This is a genomic window from Lysinibacillus sp. GJ-1 (assembly GCF_021166035.1).
Taxonomy (GTDB): domain Bacteria; phylum Bacillota; class Bacilli; order Bacillales_A; family Planococcaceae; genus Lysinibacillus; species Lysinibacillus sphaericus.
This window is the reverse complement of sequence record NZ_CP088912.1, coordinates 2,020,711-2,039,961: the sequence shown is the minus strand read 5'-3', so window position 1 is coordinate 2,039,961 and position 19,251 is coordinate 2,020,711. Positions and strand designations below refer to the sequence as shown.

At 33.6% G+C, this 19,251-nt stretch carries 22 protein-coding genes and 1 pseudogene; 7 read left to right on the top strand and 16 right to left on the bottom strand.

Features of this window, described 5'->3' with window-relative positions; all coding sequences use genetic code 11:
- The first annotated feature begins 139 nt into the window (after nucleotides 1-139).
- From LO754_RS09625 to LO754_RS09600, 6 genes are all read left to right on the top strand, one after another.
- Nucleotides 140-1,009 carry a S8 family peptidase gene (locus tag LO754_RS09625; RefSeq protein WP_081769876.1) on the top strand — a complete coding sequence of 290 codons (870 nt, stop codon included), beginning with the start codon at nucleotides 140-142 and terminating at the stop codon, nucleotides 1,007-1,009.
- Between the two features lie 15 nt (nucleotides 1,010-1,024).
- Nucleotides 1,025-1,840, top strand: coding sequence for an SAR2788 family putative toxin (locus LO754_RS09620; protein WP_231786128.1), 816 nt, complete (start codon nucleotides 1,025-1,027; stop codon nucleotides 1,838-1,840).
- Entirely contained in the window at nucleotides 1,837-2,292 is a 456-nt protein-coding gene (locus LO754_RS09615) for a hypothetical protein (protein ID WP_231786127.1), read from the top strand. The genes LO754_RS09620 and LO754_RS09615 overlap by 4 nt, the downstream gene beginning before the upstream one ends.
- Before the next feature lie 100 nt (nucleotides 2,293-2,392).
- A complete protein-coding gene (locus LO754_RS09610) occupies nucleotides 2,393-2,647 on the top strand; it encodes a hypothetical protein (RefSeq protein WP_025219357.1) in 255 nt (84 codons plus the stop codon).
- Nucleotides 2,648-2,814: 167 nt separating this feature from the next.
- Nucleotides 2,815-3,138, top strand: a complete 324-nt coding sequence (locus LO754_RS09605) for a hypothetical protein (protein ID WP_231786126.1) — start codon at nucleotides 2,815-2,817, stop codon at nucleotides 3,136-3,138.
- 20 nt (nucleotides 3,139-3,158) lie between these two features.
- Complete coding sequence (locus LO754_RS09600; RefSeq protein WP_231786125.1) at nucleotides 3,159-3,308, top strand: hypothetical protein; 150 nt, start codon at nucleotides 3,159-3,161, stop codon at nucleotides 3,306-3,308.
- A 169-nt stretch (nucleotides 3,309-3,477) separates the two neighbouring features.
- Here the strand turns inward: LO754_RS09600 and LO754_RS09595 are convergent.
- The 11 genes and pseudogenes from LO754_RS09595 to LO754_RS09550 all read right to left on the bottom strand — a co-directional run.
- A pseudogene (locus LO754_RS09595) lies at nucleotides 3,478-3,936 on the bottom strand (MBL fold metallo-hydrolase); the annotation flags it as partial.
- A gap of 24 nt (nucleotides 3,937-3,960) precedes the next feature.
- Entirely contained in the window at nucleotides 3,961-4,962 is a 1,002-nt protein-coding gene (locus LO754_RS23740; RefSeq protein ID WP_229389537.1) for a hypothetical protein, read from the bottom strand.
- Between the two features lie 15 nt (nucleotides 4,963-4,977).
- Nucleotides 4,978-5,805, bottom strand: a complete 828-nt coding sequence (locus LO754_RS09590) for a hypothetical protein (RefSeq protein ID WP_025219354.1) — start codon at nucleotides 5,803-5,805, stop codon at nucleotides 4,978-4,980.
- A gap of 665 nt (nucleotides 5,806-6,470) precedes the next feature.
- Nucleotides 6,471-6,893: a hypothetical protein gene (locus tag LO754_RS09585; protein ID WP_231786124.1), complete on the bottom strand. Its 423-nt coding sequence runs from the start codon at nucleotides 6,891-6,893 to the stop codon at nucleotides 6,471-6,473.
- 596 nt (nucleotides 6,894-7,489) lie between these two features.
- Complete coding sequence (locus tag LO754_RS09580) at nucleotides 7,490-8,686, bottom strand: serine hydrolase domain-containing protein (RefSeq protein WP_231786123.1); 1,197 nt, start codon at nucleotides 8,684-8,686, stop codon at nucleotides 7,490-7,492.
- Between the two features lie 53 nt (nucleotides 8,687-8,739).
- Nucleotides 8,740-9,177: a MarR family winged helix-turn-helix transcriptional regulator gene (locus LO754_RS09575; protein WP_024363668.1), complete on the bottom strand. Its 438-nt coding sequence runs from the start codon at nucleotides 9,175-9,177 to the stop codon at nucleotides 8,740-8,742.
- A 304-nt stretch (nucleotides 9,178-9,481) separates the two neighbouring features.
- Entirely contained in the window at nucleotides 9,482-9,988 is a 507-nt protein-coding gene (locus LO754_RS09570) for a hypothetical protein (RefSeq protein WP_231786122.1), read from the bottom strand.
- A gap of 96 nt (nucleotides 9,989-10,084) precedes the next feature.
- On the bottom strand, nucleotides 10,085-10,600 hold the full coding sequence (locus tag LO754_RS09565) for an imm68 putative immunity domain-containing protein (protein ID WP_231786121.1): 516 nt from the start codon (nucleotides 10,598-10,600) through the stop codon (nucleotides 10,085-10,087).
- A 155-nt stretch (nucleotides 10,601-10,755) separates the two neighbouring features.
- Nucleotides 10,756-11,403, bottom strand: a complete 648-nt coding sequence (locus LO754_RS09560; RefSeq protein WP_231786120.1) for a hypothetical protein — start codon at nucleotides 11,401-11,403, stop codon at nucleotides 10,756-10,758.
- A 353-nt stretch (nucleotides 11,404-11,756) separates the two neighbouring features.
- Entirely contained in the window at nucleotides 11,757-12,428 is a 672-nt protein-coding gene (locus LO754_RS09555) for a hypothetical protein (protein WP_231786119.1), read from the bottom strand.
- 188 nt (nucleotides 12,429-12,616) lie between these two features.
- A complete protein-coding gene (locus LO754_RS09550; RefSeq protein ID WP_025219346.1) occupies nucleotides 12,617-12,955 on the bottom strand; it encodes a hypothetical protein in 339 nt (112 codons plus the stop codon).
- Between the two features lie 216 nt (nucleotides 12,956-13,171).
- On the opposite strand from LO754_RS09550, the gene pdxR reads away from it, so the two are divergent.
- Nucleotides 13,172-14,575 carry a MocR-like pyridoxine biosynthesis transcription factor PdxR gene (gene pdxR, locus LO754_RS09545; RefSeq protein ID WP_231786118.1) on the top strand — a complete coding sequence of 468 codons (1,404 nt, stop codon included), beginning with the start codon at nucleotides 13,172-13,174 and terminating at the stop codon, nucleotides 14,573-14,575.
- 37 nt (nucleotides 14,576-14,612) lie between these two features.
- On the opposite strand, the gene LO754_RS09540 is transcribed toward pdxR, so the two are convergent.
- The 5 genes from LO754_RS09540 to LO754_RS09520 all read right to left on the bottom strand — a co-directional run bounded on the left by LO754_RS09540 (nucleotide 14,613) and on the right by LO754_RS09520 (nucleotide 19,074).
- Nucleotides 14,613-14,927 (bottom strand): TIGR04104 family putative zinc finger protein, encoded by a 315-nt coding sequence (locus tag LO754_RS09540; RefSeq protein WP_167492655.1) that lies wholly within the window; start codon nucleotides 14,925-14,927, stop codon nucleotides 14,613-14,615.
- 103 nt (nucleotides 14,928-15,030) lie between these two features.
- Nucleotides 15,031-16,254 (bottom strand): GNAT family N-acetyltransferase, encoded by a 1,224-nt coding sequence (locus LO754_RS09535; RefSeq protein ID WP_231786117.1) that lies wholly within the window; start codon nucleotides 16,252-16,254, stop codon nucleotides 15,031-15,033.
- The gene (locus LO754_RS09530) at nucleotides 16,251-16,979 is read right to left on the bottom strand and encodes an AAA family ATPase (protein WP_025219343.1); all 729 of its coding nucleotides are present in this window, start codon (nucleotides 16,977-16,979) and stop codon (nucleotides 16,251-16,253) included. Before LO754_RS09530 ends, LO754_RS09535 begins: the two co-directional genes overlap by 4 nt.
- A 723-nt stretch (nucleotides 16,980-17,702) precedes the next feature.
- Nucleotides 17,703-18,251, bottom strand: coding sequence for a pyridoxamine 5'-phosphate oxidase family protein (locus LO754_RS09525; protein ID WP_024363644.1), 549 nt, complete (start codon nucleotides 18,249-18,251; stop codon nucleotides 17,703-17,705).
- Nucleotides 18,252-18,387: 136 nt separating this feature from the next.
- Nucleotides 18,388-19,074, bottom strand: coding sequence for a DUF421 domain-containing protein (locus tag LO754_RS09520; RefSeq protein ID WP_024363643.1), 687 nt, complete (start codon nucleotides 19,072-19,074; stop codon nucleotides 18,388-18,390).
- Between the last annotated feature and the right edge of the window lie 177 nt (nucleotides 19,075-19,251).

The following is a 19,251-nucleotide window of genomic DNA, read 5'->3' as shown; positions in this document are numbered from 1 at the left end:
CTTATTATAAAAATATCAAAATGAGGATATTAGTTGAGTCATCAATATCCAAATCTATCTAGAAGTCAGTTCTTAAGATTATTTGGAGATAAGAAAGGGTGATTGAAATATTAAAAAACGCATTTTAGTTGTGCTTGTTATGTTGTTATTAGCGTTCCTTATAGGTTATTCCATTCAAAAGTTTGCTCGATATGAAGACAGTGCAATTTGGGGGTATCATGCGATTCATTCAACTTCTGGAAAGAGCGAAAAACCAACTAATAAAAAGATTAAAGTAGCGATATTGGATAGTGGTATTTCCCATCATGCTGCTTTAAAAAATAAGATCGTTGCGTCGTATAACGCTATCGAAACGGACCAAGAACCAATTGATGAGTTAAACCATGGGACAGCCATTGCCGGGATTATCGGTTCATCTCATAATAAAATGGGCTTTTCTGGAATCGCAAAGGATAATGTAGAGATTTATAATGTCAAAGTTTTAAATACCCAAGGTAAAAGTGACTTTCAAACAGTTATCAACGGTATCGAATGGAGTATCAAAAATGATGTAGATATTATCAATATCAGCTTTGGATTTGAAACAAATAATCTGGAATTTGAAAAGGTTATAAAGAAAGCTTTAGCCGAAGGAATTATTATTGTAGCAGCTTCTGGTAACACACTAGGATTAAGGGTTGATTACCCAGCGAAATACGAAGGTGTCATTTCAGTTTCTGCATTAAAACCTGATTTCACAAGCTATAGCTACTCTGGAAAAGGCAAAATCGATTACGCCGCACCAGGTAAAAATATCTTATCTACTGACAAAAATGGTGGCTACAGCATATTTAATGGAACATCTTTTGCGGCAGCTTTCGTTACTGGCTCTATTGCTTATTTACTTGGAAACACTAATGAAAAGATTAATAGTACTAATTTAAATAGCTTTCTAGCACCTTACGTGAAAGATTTAGGACTACCTGGATTTGATGAAGAATACGGACATGGTTTTATACAACTTAATTAGGAAAAGGAGTAATGAATGATGAAAAAATTCTTAATTAAATTAATTGTAATAACAATGCTAATTTCTCTTGTACCAAGTGTTGATCCACTCAAATCTTACGCAAATGATGAAGCGAACACGATCGAATATAATACGATTGAAGTCGAAAATGAAATACTACAAGAGCTCGGAATCGATGATACTGAACAATTTGATTTAAATGTCGAACAAGATAATGATTTGGTCACAGTATATACTGACATAAATACAACGGATGTTCATGTATCCACTGTAATATATTATGATACAATTACCGAATCCATTTTATTGCATGGTACAGTGGAAGAAGATGGAGAAAAAATCTCCCATGAATATGAAGTAATCGTTCATACAAATGAAGGACAGGAGTTCTCAGCAACTTTTGTCGATCAATCTGATGGCGAAATTTATGATATCGATACACTAGAAGCCCAATCTTCTGCTTTACCAGTAGTCATTATAGCCGCCGTAGCAAGATACGGTATTTCATATGCTATAAAAAAATACGGTAGAAAAGCTACAACGAATGCGATTCGCAGTAGAAATTTTGATAAAGTATTGTCTTCTGTATCAAGATTAGATGCTAATTCACGCAAGCACATCCTAGATCCAAAACATGATTGGCATAAAGTAACGAAGAATAATTGGGATGATGTAGCAAAGGTCATGTCCCACGTCATGCGTTACGGCAAAGAGGATCCTTATAAGAGCGCAAGAAAGAAAACGTTAATGATGAATGGTCATACTATAACAGTAACTTTTGTAAGAGAAAATGGTAAAATAAAAATAAGTAATGGGTGGGTGAATAAATGATGTTAAAAAATTTGGAAAAATTAATTTTGTCTGTCAATTTTAACGAAGCTGAAAAATTATATCAAAAAAGCGATTTCGAACAATTTCATAGTGAATTAATCTCCATTGCTTATGACAACCGCAATATGATTTACTATACTTTTTTGCATTATCTTATAATGAAGAAAGAAACCGCGGAGTTACATACTCTTGCCTTTTCATTATTTGTAAACTCTTTAACACCTATTGAAGGTGCCTATCATTGTGCTCTCTATCACGCACAAAGAGCTGTAGAACTGACAAATGAACAAGATGCAGGTGACTTAGAGAATTTATTATTCCTTAATATCGTTCCTGATAAATTAGTGAGTGATCAAGAAGCGATTGACATTTGCCATAAAATTTTAGCGTTAGACCCCTCTAATAAAATTGCGAAAAGTTCCCTTAAAGATTTACAACGTAAAACTAAGTAAAATATCGATTACATTTGTAAATAGATTTACAAGCATGAGGTTAAAACGAATCCTCGTTTTAACCTCATGCTATTTAAAAAGTTCAAGCACACTTCTTATAATGATGTTATATAAGTTTGAAACACCTATTGAAGGCGCCTATCATTGTGCCCTCTTTCACGCACAAAGAGCAGTTGAATTAACAAATGAACAAGATACATTTAGCTTAGAACATTTATTATTGCTTAATATTGTGCCCGATCAATTAGTGAGTGATGAAAAAGCGATTGACATTTGCCATAAAATTTTAGCGTTAGACCCTTCGAATAAAACTGCGAAAACTTCCCTTAAAGAATTGCAAAGTAAAATGAAGTAAAATTATTCATTACATTTGTGAAAAGACATACAAGCACTAGGTTAAAACGTTATAAGGATTCTTTTTAACCTAGTGATATTTAAAATGGTTAAGAGCCCTTCTTATCTATTTATGCGATTTAAAATGTTTAAATAGCTAAAAATTAGTAATATGTAGGTGTTGATTTCATGTTAAAAAATCTAGAGCATCAAATTCTATCATTCAACTTTAAAGAAGCTGAAGCGTTATATCACAAAAGCGATTTCGACCAATTTCAGAGTCAACTAATATCGATCGCTTACGATAACGGCAATATGATGAATTATACTTTTTTGCACTATTTATTGATGAAGGAAGAATCTGTTGAATTACACAATCTTGCATTATCTTTATTTATATGTTCTTTAACGCATATAGAAGGTGCCTATCACTGCGCCCTCTTTCACGCTGAAAGGCTAGTAGCTTTGACAAATGAACAAGATCCCGATACGTTAGAACACTTATTATCCTAAATAAGGTGCCCGATAAGTTAGTGAGTAATGAAAAAGCTCTAGAAACTTGCCATAAAATTTTGGCATTAGCCCCTGCGAATAAATACGCTAAAGAAACTTTGAAAAAATTAACAAAGAAAAATAAAACTTCTCTTAAAGTGCTACAACGTAAGCTCAAGAAAAAGTTTTAATGCATCTACTTTAAAAATGGAAAACTATAATACAAGCACGTTATTGACACATGTCATCACAATGTGTCAATAACGTGCTGCTTAATGTAAAAAACTTATTAACATAAAGTGATGCGCTAAAATTTTAATTTCTCCAATCACAATTGCCATTTAAACATGCTTCACCCTACTATAAAGCAATTTTCCCACCATGATAACAATAGTACGTGTCAGCTTGAAGGTTTTGAATTTTACGCAAAGAGTGTTTTGCGTTGTCCATGTTTAAACAAAAGTGTGGATTTGCAATAACTAATTGTTGATTTTCATTAGCAGCAGCATCCCCTGTAATAACACTATTTAACTTTGGAAAATATAATGAAATATGCCCTGATGTATGCCCAGGTGTTGCAACTACTCGACATTCGTTATGTAAAATCATGTCACCGTCATGGACCTTTTGATTGATTGCAATATGCTTTAAATCCTTTAGTTGTTTGATAAACCATTTGCCAAATTCCATTTCTTCAAGTGGCATATTTTCCAGTAATTCCTCCGCCTGAACTAATCTCTCAGACTTCATTTCGCCACTAATATATGATGATTCTATTTCACTAGCAATAATGTTTATCCAAGGATATTTTTCTTTGAAAAAGAGAGCCATTATAGCACTCTTTTAGTTTCTTTTAAAAATTTTTACTTGCTCATATTTATGAACATAATCTTCTGGTAAAGGAAGTCTTCCGTTTTCATCCATTTTATACTCTTTCCCTTGAATTAAAAAAACTGTATTTTCGTCGTGACCATATTTGCGCCAATCTTGTTCGCGCATTCCTTTACTTTCTAAATCAACATTGTGCAAAATGCCGCTCGGACTAATTCGATATCGTTTAGACCCATTATTTATGGTAAAGGGTTCCTCAGTCGTAATGCCAAAACTTTCAAAGCCCTGTAAAATCTCACTATTATCTCTTGCAGTGTGTAACCATGAAGAACTACCTGTATGAATAAAAGTTTGGATGTCCTGTAACAATTGCCGTTTTCGCTCTAAATGAACACGTTTGTGATCGGATATTTGATTATCATAATGTAATAACTTTACATATCTAGATGACCCATCATCAATAAACTGATAATTAATAATCCCATAATCAGTTGGAATACCATAAACTTGATTGTTTTTGATAGTCAAATTAAAATTTGAATCGACATGGAGAACCTTCGCTTGGTATTGATTGTGAAAATTACTTTCTCTTGATGGAGATTCTATTATATTTGAGTTTAATTTAGTCTGTTTTTTTTGAATATGTAACTCCATTTTTTTCAAAGCTGAAGCTACACTTCCTAAACTTTGAAACCCCTTTAAAACCTTATTCTTATCTCTTACACTATTTAGATAAGCAGGATTACCGGTATGAATATAATTTTGTATGCTCGCTAACATTTGGCTTTTTCCCTCTAAGGAGAAGCGTTTATAATTATTTGGATTACCTACAACTGGATGTTTCTCGATGGTCAAACGATTATCCCGCTTATGGTGATGTACTTCCCGTAATTGTGAGCCTAATTGATTTGAGTTTAAAGGAGCCTGTTGTTCTTTACGAGAAAACACCATTTTTGGATAAGATGGAGAGTTAAAAGTTTGTCTTTGAGAAATTGAACGTAATGAGTGCAACATGTTTAAATCCTCCTATTATTTCATTTCCCGTTTATAGCTTATTAAAACAAAGGGTTGTAAAGTATAGGTTCCCGGTAAATCGAAAGAAGCAGAGTATTTAAATGCATAAGGTTGCTTTACTTTTATTTGAGCATGCTTTGGAACAGCATCTAATTGTTTTGGATTATATAAAGGGAACGTAGCATCAATCCAAGAAAAACTAGATGTTGGACGAAGACTTCTCTTGATTGAATACAAACTAACTAAATAGCGATTTGTCTCCTTACCGCCTATTGTAAAATCTGTTAAAATAGCATCGTCAGGAATACTGCTAATATTCGTTAAATCAAAATATTGAATATCACTCGTTGTTTTTCTTGAAGATATAGAAGAAGTACGTAAATCTACTCGATAGCTTGGATTAGCATAAAGATAGACTGGCTCCCCTACAATTGTTCGTAAACTATAAGGATAATTATTTCTTCCATCTTCCGAAGGTTTAATTTGAATATAATATTCACCAACAATACTTGTTTCAAATTCTACTTGTCTATTACCCTCGTCCCCTAATCCCGTTTCTTGAACGATTCTATCACCATTTGGATCTGTAATAGTTACATCAAATGTTTTTCTAGTTACCAAGGTTAATTTCTCGCTTCTGTTCATACCAAGGGCAACTTTATAAATTTTACTATCCCCATCTCCCATGATTGATGTTAAATCGCTTTTTTCAGGAATAGAAAAGTCGGTTCTATCATTACGCTGAAGTTCTATGGCCTCTTCAGAAAGATCATTTGCGTTAGTGACCAAGGGCATAAATACAAACAAAGATAAAATAAACAACAGAGAGAAAAATTTCTTCATTTCTAATCATCCCATCCTTCTATTCTTTTTTATTGAAAATAACTATACAATATTTTTGGTTAAATCATTTAAAATATTCCTAATTGAATATTAAGAGAATGTAAACCATATAGTAGCGTCGATTTCAACACTTATAGATTGTTCCAAGCAACTCTTTTGGTTTTATCTTTATAACCACTTAATATTTAAACATGCAAAAAAAGCGCTTATCCCCTGTTGTAGGCAATCAAGTGCTTTTAATTTATATCTTCTCTTATGTAATAACAATCGTGATTTTTAAAATGCTCATAGTATTGACCATATGAATCTTTTATACCACATGTTAATTATGCTTAAACCATTCAACTTACATAAACTGGTTGTTTGTTTCTTGTGCAAATCAATCTCTTATATGTAAAAATAAACCTTATCCTGTTCTTGCTCTTATTGCTTTATTGTAAAAATAGCACTTCTCAATCGTGTAGGCTAAATGAGTCAAATACAAAGGGCTTATAGCGCACTCAATATCAATTAGTACAATGGTAATTTTCCAATCTTACAAATAGTCATAACTTTTACTATAGTGTCTTTTAACACAATATAAATTTGTTCAAACAGGTCTTATGATTTAATTGTATTGCAACATTATATGGTAATCTTGCTTTTTTAGCAATTCATCTTATTTTTCACTTAAATTTTTCCAAATCATAATAAGGATTAGCAATATTCTCGCCAACTTCATTTATTGTTTCCTGAATTTCATCTAGGGTTGATTTATCTATAGTATTATAATGCGCCAGTGATTCTTTTATTTTCTTAAAACAAATTTCTAGCCCCAAATTTACTACAATAGAAAGAATAGTATCTACTTCATCATATGAATCTGTCTTCCATAATCTAGAGAGAGTTCTATCAATATCATTTCTTATATCACTTCTTAATAACTCGTATGTCATAGTTTGCCTGTCTGTTAGTTGACTAAGGGTTAATAAAAAATTATCTTTTGTAATTTCATTATTTTCAAATTGATTTAATGCATTTTGAAACATCGATATAAGTGTTTCAGTTGGTACTCTATCAGGTAGATTCTTAATTTCATTTATATCCATTATTTCTCCTTCTCCAGAAGTATTTGAGAAAACTAGCAGACATACTCTCTTCTCAATAATTCAATAGGATACTTTATGCAGTATGTTTGTCCTCATAAATCGATTTAAATAACAATTACCTTCTAAACTTATGAAAGTGATACATGAAAAGCACTTGCTTCCTGCTAGTGACAAACAAGTGCTTCTTTTAAAACTTAGAAAACTTTTACAAACTAAATTCACTTCACACTTGAATCTTCTATTCCGGAACAAACCTCTATTAAATCACTTCAAAATAAAACATTTTTATTACTTCTTTAATCTTCACAGCGGGGTGCTCCTACCACGTACCATTTCAGTAACGTTCAGATCGCTCATCTAATTCAATACCATAATAAGCAAGCGATTACCTCCTTAACTCCAAGATATCTTTGAAACAGACATTCTTCCATCCACTTATCATCCAATTCCTAACGGACACATTAATCCAATACTTCAGCTAATTGAAAAATAAAGTTTATTTTCTACAGTATTTGCGGCAATGAGTCTTAAATTAATCCCTTTATCATGTACATACTGCTTTTTGGCTTTTCATACATGTAACTTTTGTGACTATATCAATTAACTTTTTGATAAGGTACTTCAACACCTTCATCGATAAATAATTGATTCTCGATATCTACATAACTCATCGTATTACGTATCCAATAATACGACTCATCTATTTTATAAAGCGGCACAGGCAACTGATGTTCAAATGAAATCATAAATTGTCTTTCTTTTATAATCGTAAATCTTGTGCCATGTTCATCTCCTAATTCATATCGACCCGTAATATCATCATTTTTAGAGAGCGATAATATGTCGATATGTTTTGGTGCTTCAACAGAAGATTGTATTCCCATTAAGTAATTCATAATTTCTTGTTCATATTGAGGAAACACTTCTTGATTCGTTGCTAAAACGATCAATTCCGATGTGGATATGTTAATAAAAGCTTGTGCTGAACAACCAAGCCATCCTCCTGTATGACCAACCCAACCATCTTGAACAATAAAACCATAGCCATAATTATCAGCTAATTCTGTTGGTGTTAACATCAATTGGACATGCTCTTTGCTAGTGAACTGACCTTGCAAAAATGCCTTTAAAAACTTCGCCACCTCTGCCACTGTTCCATAAATACCACCGTCACCATATGCATTATTATATTTTTCAATTTCATGAAAATACGGGTCATCAGAAACGTTTCTATATCGTTGCTCCTCATAATCATACGTTTGACCATGCGCTTCCCATTGTTTGGCAGGTTGAGTTGTTGTATAGGTAAGATTTAATGGTTCTACAATATATTGTCGTAAATATGTTTCATATGATAAATTGCTAACTTTCTCAATTATTTTCGCAAGCAAAACATAATTCGTATTACTGTAATACCAGTACTCTTTTGGCGCAAATTGTGGTAGCCCTACTTCAATAAATGTTTCAACACTTATTGTTGTATCTTCTACTATGTACTCTGGTATACCGGATGTATGTGTTAGTAATTGTGCTACTGTTACTTCGGTAAAATAAGGTGCATTAAACCAATTTGAAATTTTATCTTCTAACTGTAACCTTCCTTTTTCTATTAGCTGGAACGTCATTACGGCAGTAAACATTTTACTTAATGATGCTAAATTAAATTGTGTATTTTGGTTAATATTCTGCTTCTTTTCGAGTTCTTGATAACCATCATAATAGTGCTTGTTTTGTCCGTTTTTTTCATAATACACTGCACCTTTAAAAGCGATATTTTTAAGTATACTCTCCACTTGTTAATCTCCTAAATAAATTAGCTATCTAACATATTTGGTATGAAGAAGCTTTATAATAACTCCTTCATCGAAATCTCCTTTAATTTTTCAACAATCCGTTCTAATTCATCTAACTCATCTGATGAAAGTTTGCAATAAATTTTATCAGCAATTTGTCGTTCTACATAATCTTGCTTCGAAAAATACTCTAAGCCATTTTCAGCTAACGTTATAAATACTTCACGCCGATTTTGTAAATTAATTTCTCGCTTGATATAATTATTCTTTTCCAACTTCGCTATTAATTGGCTAACTGCGCTAGAGCTAATATTCATTTCAATCGCAATTTCACCGACCGTAATACGTTTAGATAAGTATACAATATCTAATACAACCGCTTGTTGCGTTGTAATACCGCTATTTAAATATTGCTTGTAATGTTTATAGATCAAACGGTTTATCGTATATTCTGCTTCATTAATGCGCTTAACCTGTTCGTATAAAGACAAAAAACCACCCACTAATATGTTAGATGGCTAATATATTAGCAAGTATTTTGTCAATCGTCAACTTTATATAGAAATGTCTTACCGTTAGGGCATACAGGAGGTAAAAGGCTGATTTAGTGATAAATGTCTTGTCACAATTATGTAGTACGTGTTGCAAAACGAAGGCCATAATCCAGGAATAACATGATTAATCAATCCTTTAATCTTTGCTCTTTTGATAAATGCTGTATATAAAAACTTTTCTTTCTTAGAGTTTATGAACGCCTTATCCATTCTAATCCTTTAAATTCTCTAAGATTACGGCTCAACCATCCATTGGGCTGCCATATCCCCATAGAGGCCTCGTCATTTTATCCAATTGATGAATCTTTTCCTGATATTGTTTCACCATCGCTTGATGCTCATCTTGTGTGTACGTATTCAAACGTTTTTCACTTACTTTATGTCGCATATTGTGCAGGAAGTTAATCATGTCACAATAAAGTGAATTATCCTCAAATGTTATAAAATCTGGAAAAATCGCATAAACTTCGTCAAAAGCATGCTGCAAATGAAGCAAGCCAAATTTCGCCAAAACCTCTGAAATATGCGGTACCAGTTCAGACTGATACGCAAAGATATAGTCCCAACCATCCGACTGCCAGTTGCCAATCGTATTGATGGCAATGTGAAGTTGAAATAACTCTGGCGAAACCTTTTCTTTAATCGTGTCCAGTCCGCCAATTTCCCATATTTTATCAGATAGCTCCGCTAAAGCCATTTCATCTGCTGGGATTTCCCCATCCCATATCTCTTTCAAGCCAATACTCATCGTAACACCACTCCTGAAATTATAATTTTACTCGTTCGCACTGTGCTATTTTCATAGCCCTCCATAAATTCTTATCTTTGCTTTTTCAATCACTGTTTACATGTTCAGTTCTACTATAATTTCCTTACAGTGTTTTGCAATTTCTCTCATATCATCTTCAGAACAAAACTCAGCCAAATCATAATGTAAAGGGTGATGAACAAAATCCTCTACTATTCCCCTTAGCAGTGCCAGCTCTTCTTTTTCTACTTTTAAAGAAATAACAGCATTTTTGTCCAAGCTACCTCCATCCAAATCCACAAGACGAACCTTTTCATTTTTTTGACATTCAACAATAATAGCCGTAACATCCATTATAAAATTGATTGCACAACCTATATCTTGGCGATGGCTGTTATCGTCACTAAAATAAATGTCCTTCGTTTGACGAAAGTCTTTTATTTCCCGAACATTAGTCAGTTGGAAGTCTTGCAACAAATTTTTAACGTTTATCTCTACGGGGATTTCTATCTCAAATTCTCTGCTAACCAAATAATCAATTAAAGTGCAAGTATCATCTGTTCCGCCAATATATTCTCCCCACCATCGTTCAATGTACATCCTCGCTTCCATTTTGATTCCCTCCAAAGTCTTGTTATTCAAAGTAGTTCTACAAATAGCCTATTACTGTCCACTATTACCTTTGCTTTGCATAAAGATGTTACAACCATTGCACCTTAAGAGGCAGATATCCCTCTACCATTTACAAAACGAAAAAAAATTATTTATTAACCGTATAAGTAATCAATTAAATTATCAGTGTATTCCTCTTTTTTCAAAATACTAATCAAAGAAGACTTTAATATTTCAACAAAATCATCGTAGATTTCAAAAGTTTCCTCATCCATTATTTCTCCTTTGAATTTTTCATGTATTATTTCTAATGTCACCGAAAGAGCATCTAGAAAGACAGAAAAAGAATCCGCGATTGGAAATAAGGCACTCGTTTCATAACTTGCAAAAACAGGTGAATTTTCTTGGTTTGTGACAACTACAATTGGATCATCATCCTTATCTGCAACTACAAGCCAATTCGGATTCCAATTTGGATTTTCTTTTTTTTCGGTTCCAATCCAACGAAATCCTTCTTGTCTACGAACCAATTTATCTGCGGCATACAGAAAAAGGAGGCTATTTCCTAAATCAATATCTGTACAATCTAATTGATAGCCATCAGGACGTATATTACAAATTATTTCACACTGTTGATAAAATAATATTAATTCAGGAGAAAGATAGATTTTTTCATCTACATCAAGTTTTGCTAATTTGGACCTATAACGGACTCCTCCGTTTTTTTCAACGGGGGAGTCTTCTTTTGGATATTCATTCAACGCCTCTATGAATTTAAATATTGATTTTTCTAGTTGTTTCATAAAAGTCTATCCTCGTTTCTATTTGGTGTATTGCTACATCATTTTTTAACTTATTTATTTGTAAAATCTCTTCTGTCCAATCTAGAGTAATCTTTTGCCCCTTAAAAGTTGAAAAAAGCCGAACATCTTCCGTATTCAAATAAGTTAAATCTTTCAAATCATGGTCATTTCCAAGTCGATATATATGAATGAACAACACACCTTTTTTGTAAATAAAAAACATATGTAACGAAAGCGTTTTTTAGCGTTTTCTTTACATATGTTCGAAATATTTATCCTTATTTTACCATAATATTTTAAATATCTCTATTTGTACAGTGATATTTTTATTTCTTTGTAGTTGCGCTATATTACTAATTTTTCTCTGGACTAATTAAAATAACATTCTTTGAATTACGAACCTCTATACAATTGTATTTTTGATTTAAAATCTCAATTGTTTTGCCATACTTCATAATTTTGATATCTTGGATAACCAAAAAAGGTAAACTATTCAGTTTTTCTCTTATATCGTTAATAGAAAGGTTCAAATTAAAACATTTTCTTAGTTCCATAATAAATTTATTTGCTTCATTTGGTTTTCTGACTATATAAACTTTTACCTCATCTATCAAATCAGGTTCGTCAAAAGTAAAATCATCATCTTTTATTACAGCATCATTTTCCAGCCATCTAAATAAATCGGTATCTAAAGTATAAAAAGGCAACGACAATGCACCGAAATCTTGATAGAACACGTTAAGATCGCTATTCTTTTTTAAAAACAATCCTTGCCCTCCTCCATCATCTCCTATCAAAATATATTCTGGTGCATAAGTACTTACTTCGTACAAACCGTTTCTTTCGATTGCGATGTCAAAACCATAAATATTGATTCCGTTTTCAAATGAAACTTCATTATAAGATTTCCAAAATTCAATTAGTCTCGAAGGTATATAAGTTTGAAAATAAGTATTGATTTCAGGCGCATCAATATTTCTTGTTGTTTTAGTAATTAAGGGTGTAGACTTAAAATTTAAATTCATTTATTTCCTCCAAATAACAATGACCTAGTCTATTTTATTATTGTAATACCGTAATGATTAGCGTAAATAGATAAATACCTAAAAAATTTAAAGCAAATATACTGCGTAAATCCCTTTTCAACCAGCATCTTTTGCTGATGCAAAAGATTCATTCTAGTTAGTTTAATTATATTAATATAATTTAAACATTATGAATACCACTCATCGTCAGAAAATTTCTCGTCATCTTCACTAGGCTTTATATTGTTTAAATCTATGAATCTTTTTATTTCTGACCTCAACAACGGCAAATCCTTACTCTCAATCACAAAGCCCCTATGGTTATGCCAACTCATATCAACCTCTATATTTATATCTAACTCACGACACCATTCAATAAAATCATACATCATCATCGTAAAGCACACGTTAAATTTATGAACCGAAACCCAAATACCTATTTTTCCATCTACAAAATCTTGTTGCCGTACTCTTAAAGCTTTATTTACGAACCACTTAGTATGTTGTTGTTGTTTCTCCTCAAACATTAATTTGTATCCCCCTATTCTTTATTCAAAATTGTAAGTGCAATCTATTTTTCACTTGTTCTTACACTACTATAAATAGCTTCTTCCCACGAACTATACTGTCAAATTTATATTAGCATTCCCTTTCTACAAAGATTGCTGTACGCTAATACATAAGTAACTGACATATAAAAAGCGCGTTTTTTGTATTTTTTAAAATGTCATGGAGGTTTTGATATGGACGATTTTATATTTCCTATTCACAATAATGAGGCGAAATATAAGCAAATTTATCAGCAATTAAAGACTTTAATTGAGCAAGGAATCTTAAAGTCCAATGATTGCCTTCCTTCTATTCGGCGATTGGCGGAGACGTTACAGGTCAGTCGTAATACGACATTAACTGCTTATGAACAGTTGGTAGCGGAAGGCTACATACGTGGTGAAGGTCGTAAAGGCTATTTCGTTAATGTATTGGAACAAGTGTTTTTACAGGAAGAGGAACAAACAAGTAGGACAGAAAAAATACAGCAGGTGTTGCCAGCTATAAAAATTGATTTTCGGGCTGGTGCTGTCGATCAATCCCATTTTCCGCTAAAAACTTGGCGACAATTTGCTAATCGAGCACTCCAGTTAGCAGATAGTTTTGTGTATGGCGATCCTTTTGGGGAGCCTGTATTAAGAGAGCAGCTTGTTCACTACTTACTTCAAGCACGTGGGGTAAAATGTGAGGCGGATGATATTATTGTTGGTAGCAGTACACAACAATTGTTATTGTATCTCGGTTTTATTTTGAAGCATGATTTTACAAGTGTAATTGTTGAAAATCCAGGTTATGTTGGTGCACGTCAATCATTTACATTAAATGGTTTTGAGTTGGAAGCACTACCTGTTTTGACGCATGGCGCTGAACTTCAGCTATTGACACACATGCAATCACGGCTTTTATATGTAACCCCCTCCCACCATTTTCCTTACGGTGTTTCGATGTCTATTCAACAAAGGCAATTGATGATTCAATGGGCAAAGAGAGTACGTGGTTACATTATCGAAGACGATTATGACAGTGAATTTCGTTATACGCAGCAACCATTTCCGGCGCTTGCCTCTATCGACCATTCGCGCGTTATTTATATGGGAACTTTTTCAAAATCTTTTTTACCAGGTATTCGATTAAGCTATATGGTATTGCCTAAGTCACTTACCCATCGTTACAAAGAACAATTTGATCAATTTGAACATAATGCCTCTTCTCTCCATCAATTAACGATGGCGGCATTTATGGAAAAGGGTGAGTGGACACGTCATATTAAAAGAATGCGTATTATTTATAAACATAAAATGAACTGTCTTGTAGAAGAACTTAAAAAGCATTTCGGGCACAAAATGACAATATTGGGGCAGCATTCAGGTCTTTATGTATTGATTAAGTTGCATGTGCAGCAAACCGAAGAAGAGCTACTCCAAGCTGCTGAGCATTGCGGTGTAAAAGTGTACCCAACTAGCCAGTATTATCTGCAACAGACAAACACTGAACCAATATTACAGTTAGGATTTAGTATGTTGTCAATCGAGGATATCCAAGAAGGCGTTCAATTATTATCACAAGCATGGCCGTTGCTACGCTCCAAACAACATTAAAACGCGGGCTTTCAAAAACCCGCGTTTTTACTATGTATCATTTTTGAGCGTATTTTTGCAAATGCTTTGGTATTTCCCGTAAATCCATTAACAACGGCATCATCATCAGTAAGGTCAATAAATAAATAGCAATTCCTATTGCCACAGCCGAACTTTTCACTTCCTCCTCAATAACATAGGGCATTGTAATATAAGGTACAAAGACCAAAAGTAAAATAGAAATACGAGTCATTGAAGTGAGCATTTGTTTTTTTGCGCAATAAGGGCAACTGATAAATCGTGAAAATGTTACAATCGAACGCATCGATTGCTTCCAAGTCCATTTCTCCTTACATTCAATACATTTTGGCATACAGTGCATCCCCTCCATTCACTAATTATGCCATATTCTTTCACAAAGAAGCACTCCATTAAAGCAAAAAAGAATTGCACAGGTTTTCCCTGCACAAATTCTTTTAAAAATAATCTATAAATGTCGGGATACCTACAGGTAGAACAGCTTCTAAAAGGGACAATTCAATTGCTTCACCTTGTAAGCGCTCGATTTTTTCTAAATAGCTAGGTCGTTTATAGCCCAATAGCATCGTAGCTAACGTCTGTACGGTTAGTTGTATAGCATTTTCGGATAATTGTTCGCTCACCTTCTCAACAGATACTTCTCCGCTTTGCACTGTGACAACAAAGGTACCATTATTCCAAGCGACAATACGGTCAGTTACCGCAAAGCGCAGTTGGAAGTCACTTCCTATAAACCGATAACGCATTAAAAATTCCTTTACGTCCACAATGCGTGCCATAAAGTAAGGAGAAACCTTTTGAATAATTTCACTATCCTCTAGTAAAAAAGCGACTGCTTCATTGCCCGTTGTTTTCCCATACACGTTATAGACCATTGAGCTATGGGCAGAGACAAAGTTCCATAACCCTTTACGAGCTTCTTCCTGCATATAAACAATCTCATCAATATAGAAATTTTCTTCCATTATACGGTAGAACATATAACCTTGTGCCACATCGTCCTCATCGTAATAGATTGCAGCTTGTAGTTTGACATCACTGTCTATAAACTTTTCTTCCCAAAAGTCTTCTTGAAATTTTTCATTCCACGCAATACTATTACGCACCATAACGCCATGTGTTTTTTTTGCATAGCGTGCATAAATAGCGACTACATCCTCATCTTTTGGATCGACTCGGCGAATTTTACCGTTTAGTCCACCATAATGAGGGAGTTGCGTATCTTTTACTTGAAACTCCACAATATCGCTCATAATTTCCCAACCCTTTTTGCGATAATATGGAATGGAATAAGGAAATAAATAAGAAATATATCGACCTTCCTCTCGCATTTGTTCGAGGCATTTCAAAATAAGACTTTCCATCAAGCCGTGTCTAGAATATTCTGGATAGGTACCAACAGCCGTAATACCACCCATTTCATAAAATTTCCCATGTACATTTACTTGAAAAGGTAAATTTAATATTTGTGATACTAGTTGAGAGCCGTCAAACCAGCCAAATGCATGCCCTTCATCGAACTGTTTACTTTTGGCATTGACGAAACGACGATCCTTATGAATGGACATAGACATTTGAAATACATAATTTAGTAAATCAATTGACTGAGCCATCTCATCAAGTCGTATTTCTCGCATTACTAAACCTTTTCGTTGATTCATGATTCTCTCTCCTCATCAAATAGCTCTGCAAAAATAGTGTCTGGTGCATTTAAAAATCGCTTCGTTACAATATAATGTATAGTGTCTTCGTATCGAATCGATTCAATTCCCCCATCGTCAAAACTGTAAATGGTCGCATTCGGATAACCAAGTAAAATGGGCGAATGGGTAGCAATAATAAACTGAGCTTCATGCTCTAAATCTTTCATGATTTTAAGAAGACTAAGTTGTCTCGTAGGTGATAAAGCCGCTTCAGGCTCGTCCAATAAATAAATCGCCTTGCCTTTAAAACGGTTCATAAATAGCGATAAAAAGGACTCGCCATGTGATTGGTGGTGTAGTGATTTGCCACCAAATGCAGCATACTTATTCGGATGTTCTAACAAATCAATATGACTTGCAAATTGATAAAACGTCTCCGATCTTAGAAAAAAGCCGTTCGTCACTTTAGGCCACCAAGATAAGCGAATATAATCTCCTAATGCCGATTCCGCCTTATGTACTTCATAGGTATTTTGACGTCCCCCACCTGCTGTATTAAATTCACAGCAATCCGCAATAGCTTCCAGTAACGTCGATTTTCCAGAGCCATTTTCCCCAACAAAAAACGTCACATTCGTTGGAAACGCTAACTCTTGTAAATCCTGCAAACTAGGTATATTAAAAGGATATAGGTGTTTTTCCTCTATGTTGTCCTGTAAAACTTTGCATGCTTTTAAATACATCCTCATTTCCCTCCCTTTTACTATTATAACTCCCAATAGCTATTGTGAAACGGTCTTCTTTTCCAAATACAATTAAAAAATACCTGCTAGCTATAACAGCATAATGCCAACTAGAGAAATAGGTGACCAGACTAGCGTTAAACAGAAATAAAAGTCAGAATATTAAAATAAAGCATAAACTCATCATTCCTTTTAATACCGAACAATACCGAATGCCTACTTGTCATACCTATATCGGAAACACGACATCCCTTGCCGTTACAGTAAATACCTACACAATATTTCCCGAGAAATATTTCAGTTATCCAGCGCAAATTACTAATAAAGATAATAAAATTATGCCATTATAACGATTTGAATAAGAAGGGGTGGTACCTCCTATACTTGATTGGCGTTCAACACTTAGCTCATGGTGGTTAAAAGCGTAGAAACTACAAGTGCTAGCAGTCCTATCATTGATACTTTATTGTTTGTTATGATGTGCATATAGCCTCCTCTACTTTTCATTATTTCTTATATTAAAAAACTCCATCTCCCAAAAATAGAGAGACGAAGTTATCCGCAGTACTACTTTAATTACATAAAGGCTTCCTTTAACAATATCAGTAGGCTGAATATAGCTATCTTATTCAGTACAAAGACGCTTGAACGAGTTCTCGAATTGTTTACCAGCAGCCACCGTGTAAACATTCCCCACTATTATTTCCAAGTCAAGTTGCTATGTTAAATATCCTGTTGAATGGATCTACCAGGATAAAACTTCATTTGTCCATTATCTTGATGTGCTTTAGCGGTCATCGTTATTGGTTTCAATTTTAGAACAATCGTTTTACTTCCTAAAGAAGATTGATACTTCTCAACATGTGCTTTTGATAAGGGCGCTTGATAGTAAGCTGGGACATATTTATCTAGCATTGCTTGCATTGCTGCCGTTGCTTCGTCTAAATTTGTTACTACTTCGATGATACCGTTTGCGATAACGCTCATATAAGCAGTATCTGTATTAGCAGGAATTGGATCGGCAATTGTTCCGTAATTTTCACTTATGGTCATACAAGCATTTGAATTCGTATGTAAGATGGTGATTTTTCTTCCTTCATTTGCGCCATGAATATAAAAAATCCCTTCTTTGAATACAAAATTAAGCGGAATGACATATGGCATGTTATGATCTACCAAGCCAAGAAAAGCTGTTTGAGCTTCTCGTAAAAAGTTATAAATTTGCCCTTCATTTGTACACATTCGATCCGCCTTACGAATATTAGTTTCCATCCATATCACTTCTCCTTACCTATGATATTGGAAGTTTATAATAGAACTGTGCGATTAAGAAGGGACAGTTTTGGGAATATCCATGGGTACAAGAAACTGTTAAAAAACCAGCACGTATTTAAAATTACGTGCTGGTCTAATATTTTTGGATAAATAATTGCCCATTCGATTGGATTTCAGCATAGAATACTTCTTCAATATTTTCGATAGACATCTTTTTCAGTTCATCTTTTAACCATTGTCGATTTTTCCCAACTTCTAATAAATTTCTTTTTAATAATTTTCCATCTGATATTATTTCAATTGGCAAAAAAGGTGGATTTTCTGGTGAGATGTTTATATCTATTTTTTGGGTACCTTGAAATGGCGGTTTCTTAAGAATACTAAGCGTACCATTCGGTTCTAGAATGGCAAAATCTATTTCATCAATTGAAAAAACTTGATATTGTCTAATCATCATCGTTAAGTCATCAATATTGACACCGGTTCGCTTCAATGCTTTTCGATCGATTTTGCCATGTTTTATAACAATTGTAGGCTGACCGTCAAGCAACATTCTTATTTTCCCTGATTTCAAACTAATATAGCCGATTAGTGTCGTCAACGAACACCAAATAATTAAGCTTACCAAATCTTTCATGTAATCTTTAGTACTTAAAACAATCATATTTGCGGCAATCGAGCCAATTGTGATTCCTGTTACGTAATTGAAAAAAGTAAGTTGACTTAATTGTTTTTTCCCTAAAAAACGTGTGAGGGCAAGAAGTACGAAAAAAGTTACAACTGTTTCTATGGCTATTTGTAAGTAGCTTACATCTTTCATATCACCACTCCTATCTATACAATAGAATGCGTTATGCAGTCCATAACATACACTCAAAACTAGGTGCATTCCTTGTTCTCACCACTAGCTTGCTTCTAGAAGAAATTTTTGTAAGGCATAAATAACCCCTAAGGTTAATTTCAGTGCTATTTTTTATTAGATTGATACATAAAATAC

Excerpts from the sequence above, each read along its gene's own strand:
- LO754_RS09520 (WP_024363643.1), bottom strand. The coding sequence starts at position 19,074 with ATGAAAGATGTAAGCTACTTACAAATAGCCATAGAAACAGTTGTAACT.
- LO754_RS09530 (WP_025219343.1), bottom strand. The coding sequence starts at position 16,979 with ATGTATTTAAAAGCATGCAAAGTTTTACAGGACAACATAGAGGAAAAA.
- LO754_RS09620 (WP_231786128.1), top strand. The coding sequence starts at position 1,025 with ATGATGAAAAAATTCTTAATTAAATTAATTGTAATAACAATGCTAATT.
- LO754_RS09550 (WP_025219346.1), bottom strand. The coding sequence starts at position 12,955 with ATGTTTGAGGAGAAACAACAACAACATACTAAGTGGTTCGTAAATAAA.
- LO754_RS09610 (WP_025219357.1), top strand. The coding sequence starts at position 2,393 with ATGATGTTATATAAGTTTGAAACACCTATTGAAGGCGCCTATCATTGT.
- LO754_RS09560 (WP_231786120.1), bottom strand. The coding sequence starts at position 11,403 with ATGAAACAACTAGAAAAATCAATATTTAAATTCATAGAGGCGTTGAAT.
- LO754_RS09565 (WP_231786121.1), bottom strand. The coding sequence starts at position 10,600 with ATGGAAGCGAGGATGTACATTGAACGATGGTGGGGAGAATATATTGGC.
- LO754_RS09605 (WP_231786126.1), top strand. The coding sequence starts at position 2,815 with ATGTTAAAAAATCTAGAGCATCAAATTCTATCATTCAACTTTAAAGAA.
- LO754_RS09625 (WP_081769876.1), top strand. The coding sequence starts at position 140 with ATGTTGTTATTAGCGTTCCTTATAGGTTATTCCATTCAAAAGTTTGCT.
- LO754_RS09570 (WP_231786122.1), bottom strand. The coding sequence starts at position 9,988 with ATGAGTATTGGCTTGAAAGAGATATGGGATGGGGAAATCCCAGCAGAT.
- LO754_RS09535 (WP_231786117.1), bottom strand. The coding sequence starts at position 16,254 with ATGAATCAACGAAAAGGTTTAGTAATGCGAGAAATACGACTTGATGAG.
- LO754_RS23740 (WP_229389537.1), bottom strand. The coding sequence starts at position 4,962 with ATGTTGCACTCATTACGTTCAATTTCTCAAAGACAAACTTTTAACTCT.
- LO754_RS09590 (WP_025219354.1), bottom strand. The coding sequence starts at position 5,805 with ATGAAGAAATTTTTCTCTCTGTTGTTTATTTTATCTTTGTTTGTATTT.
- LO754_RS09525 (WP_024363644.1), bottom strand. The coding sequence starts at position 18,251 with ATGGAAACTAATATTCGTAAGGCGGATCGAATGTGTACAAATGAAGGG.
- pdxR (WP_231786118.1), top strand. The coding sequence starts at position 13,172 with ATGGACGATTTTATATTTCCTATTCACAATAATGAGGCGAAATATAAG.
- LO754_RS09555 (WP_231786119.1), bottom strand. The coding sequence starts at position 12,428 with ATGAATTTAAATTTTAAGTCTACACCCTTAATTACTAAAACAACAAGA.
- LO754_RS09615 (WP_231786127.1), top strand. The coding sequence starts at position 1,837 with ATGATGTTAAAAAATTTGGAAAAATTAATTTTGTCTGTCAATTTTAAC.
- LO754_RS09585 (WP_231786124.1), bottom strand. The coding sequence starts at position 6,893 with ATGGATATAAATGAAATTAAGAATCTACCTGATAGAGTACCAACTGAA.
- LO754_RS09540 (WP_167492655.1), bottom strand. The coding sequence starts at position 14,927 with ATGCCAAAATGTATTGAATGTAAGGAGAAATGGACTTGGAAGCAATCG.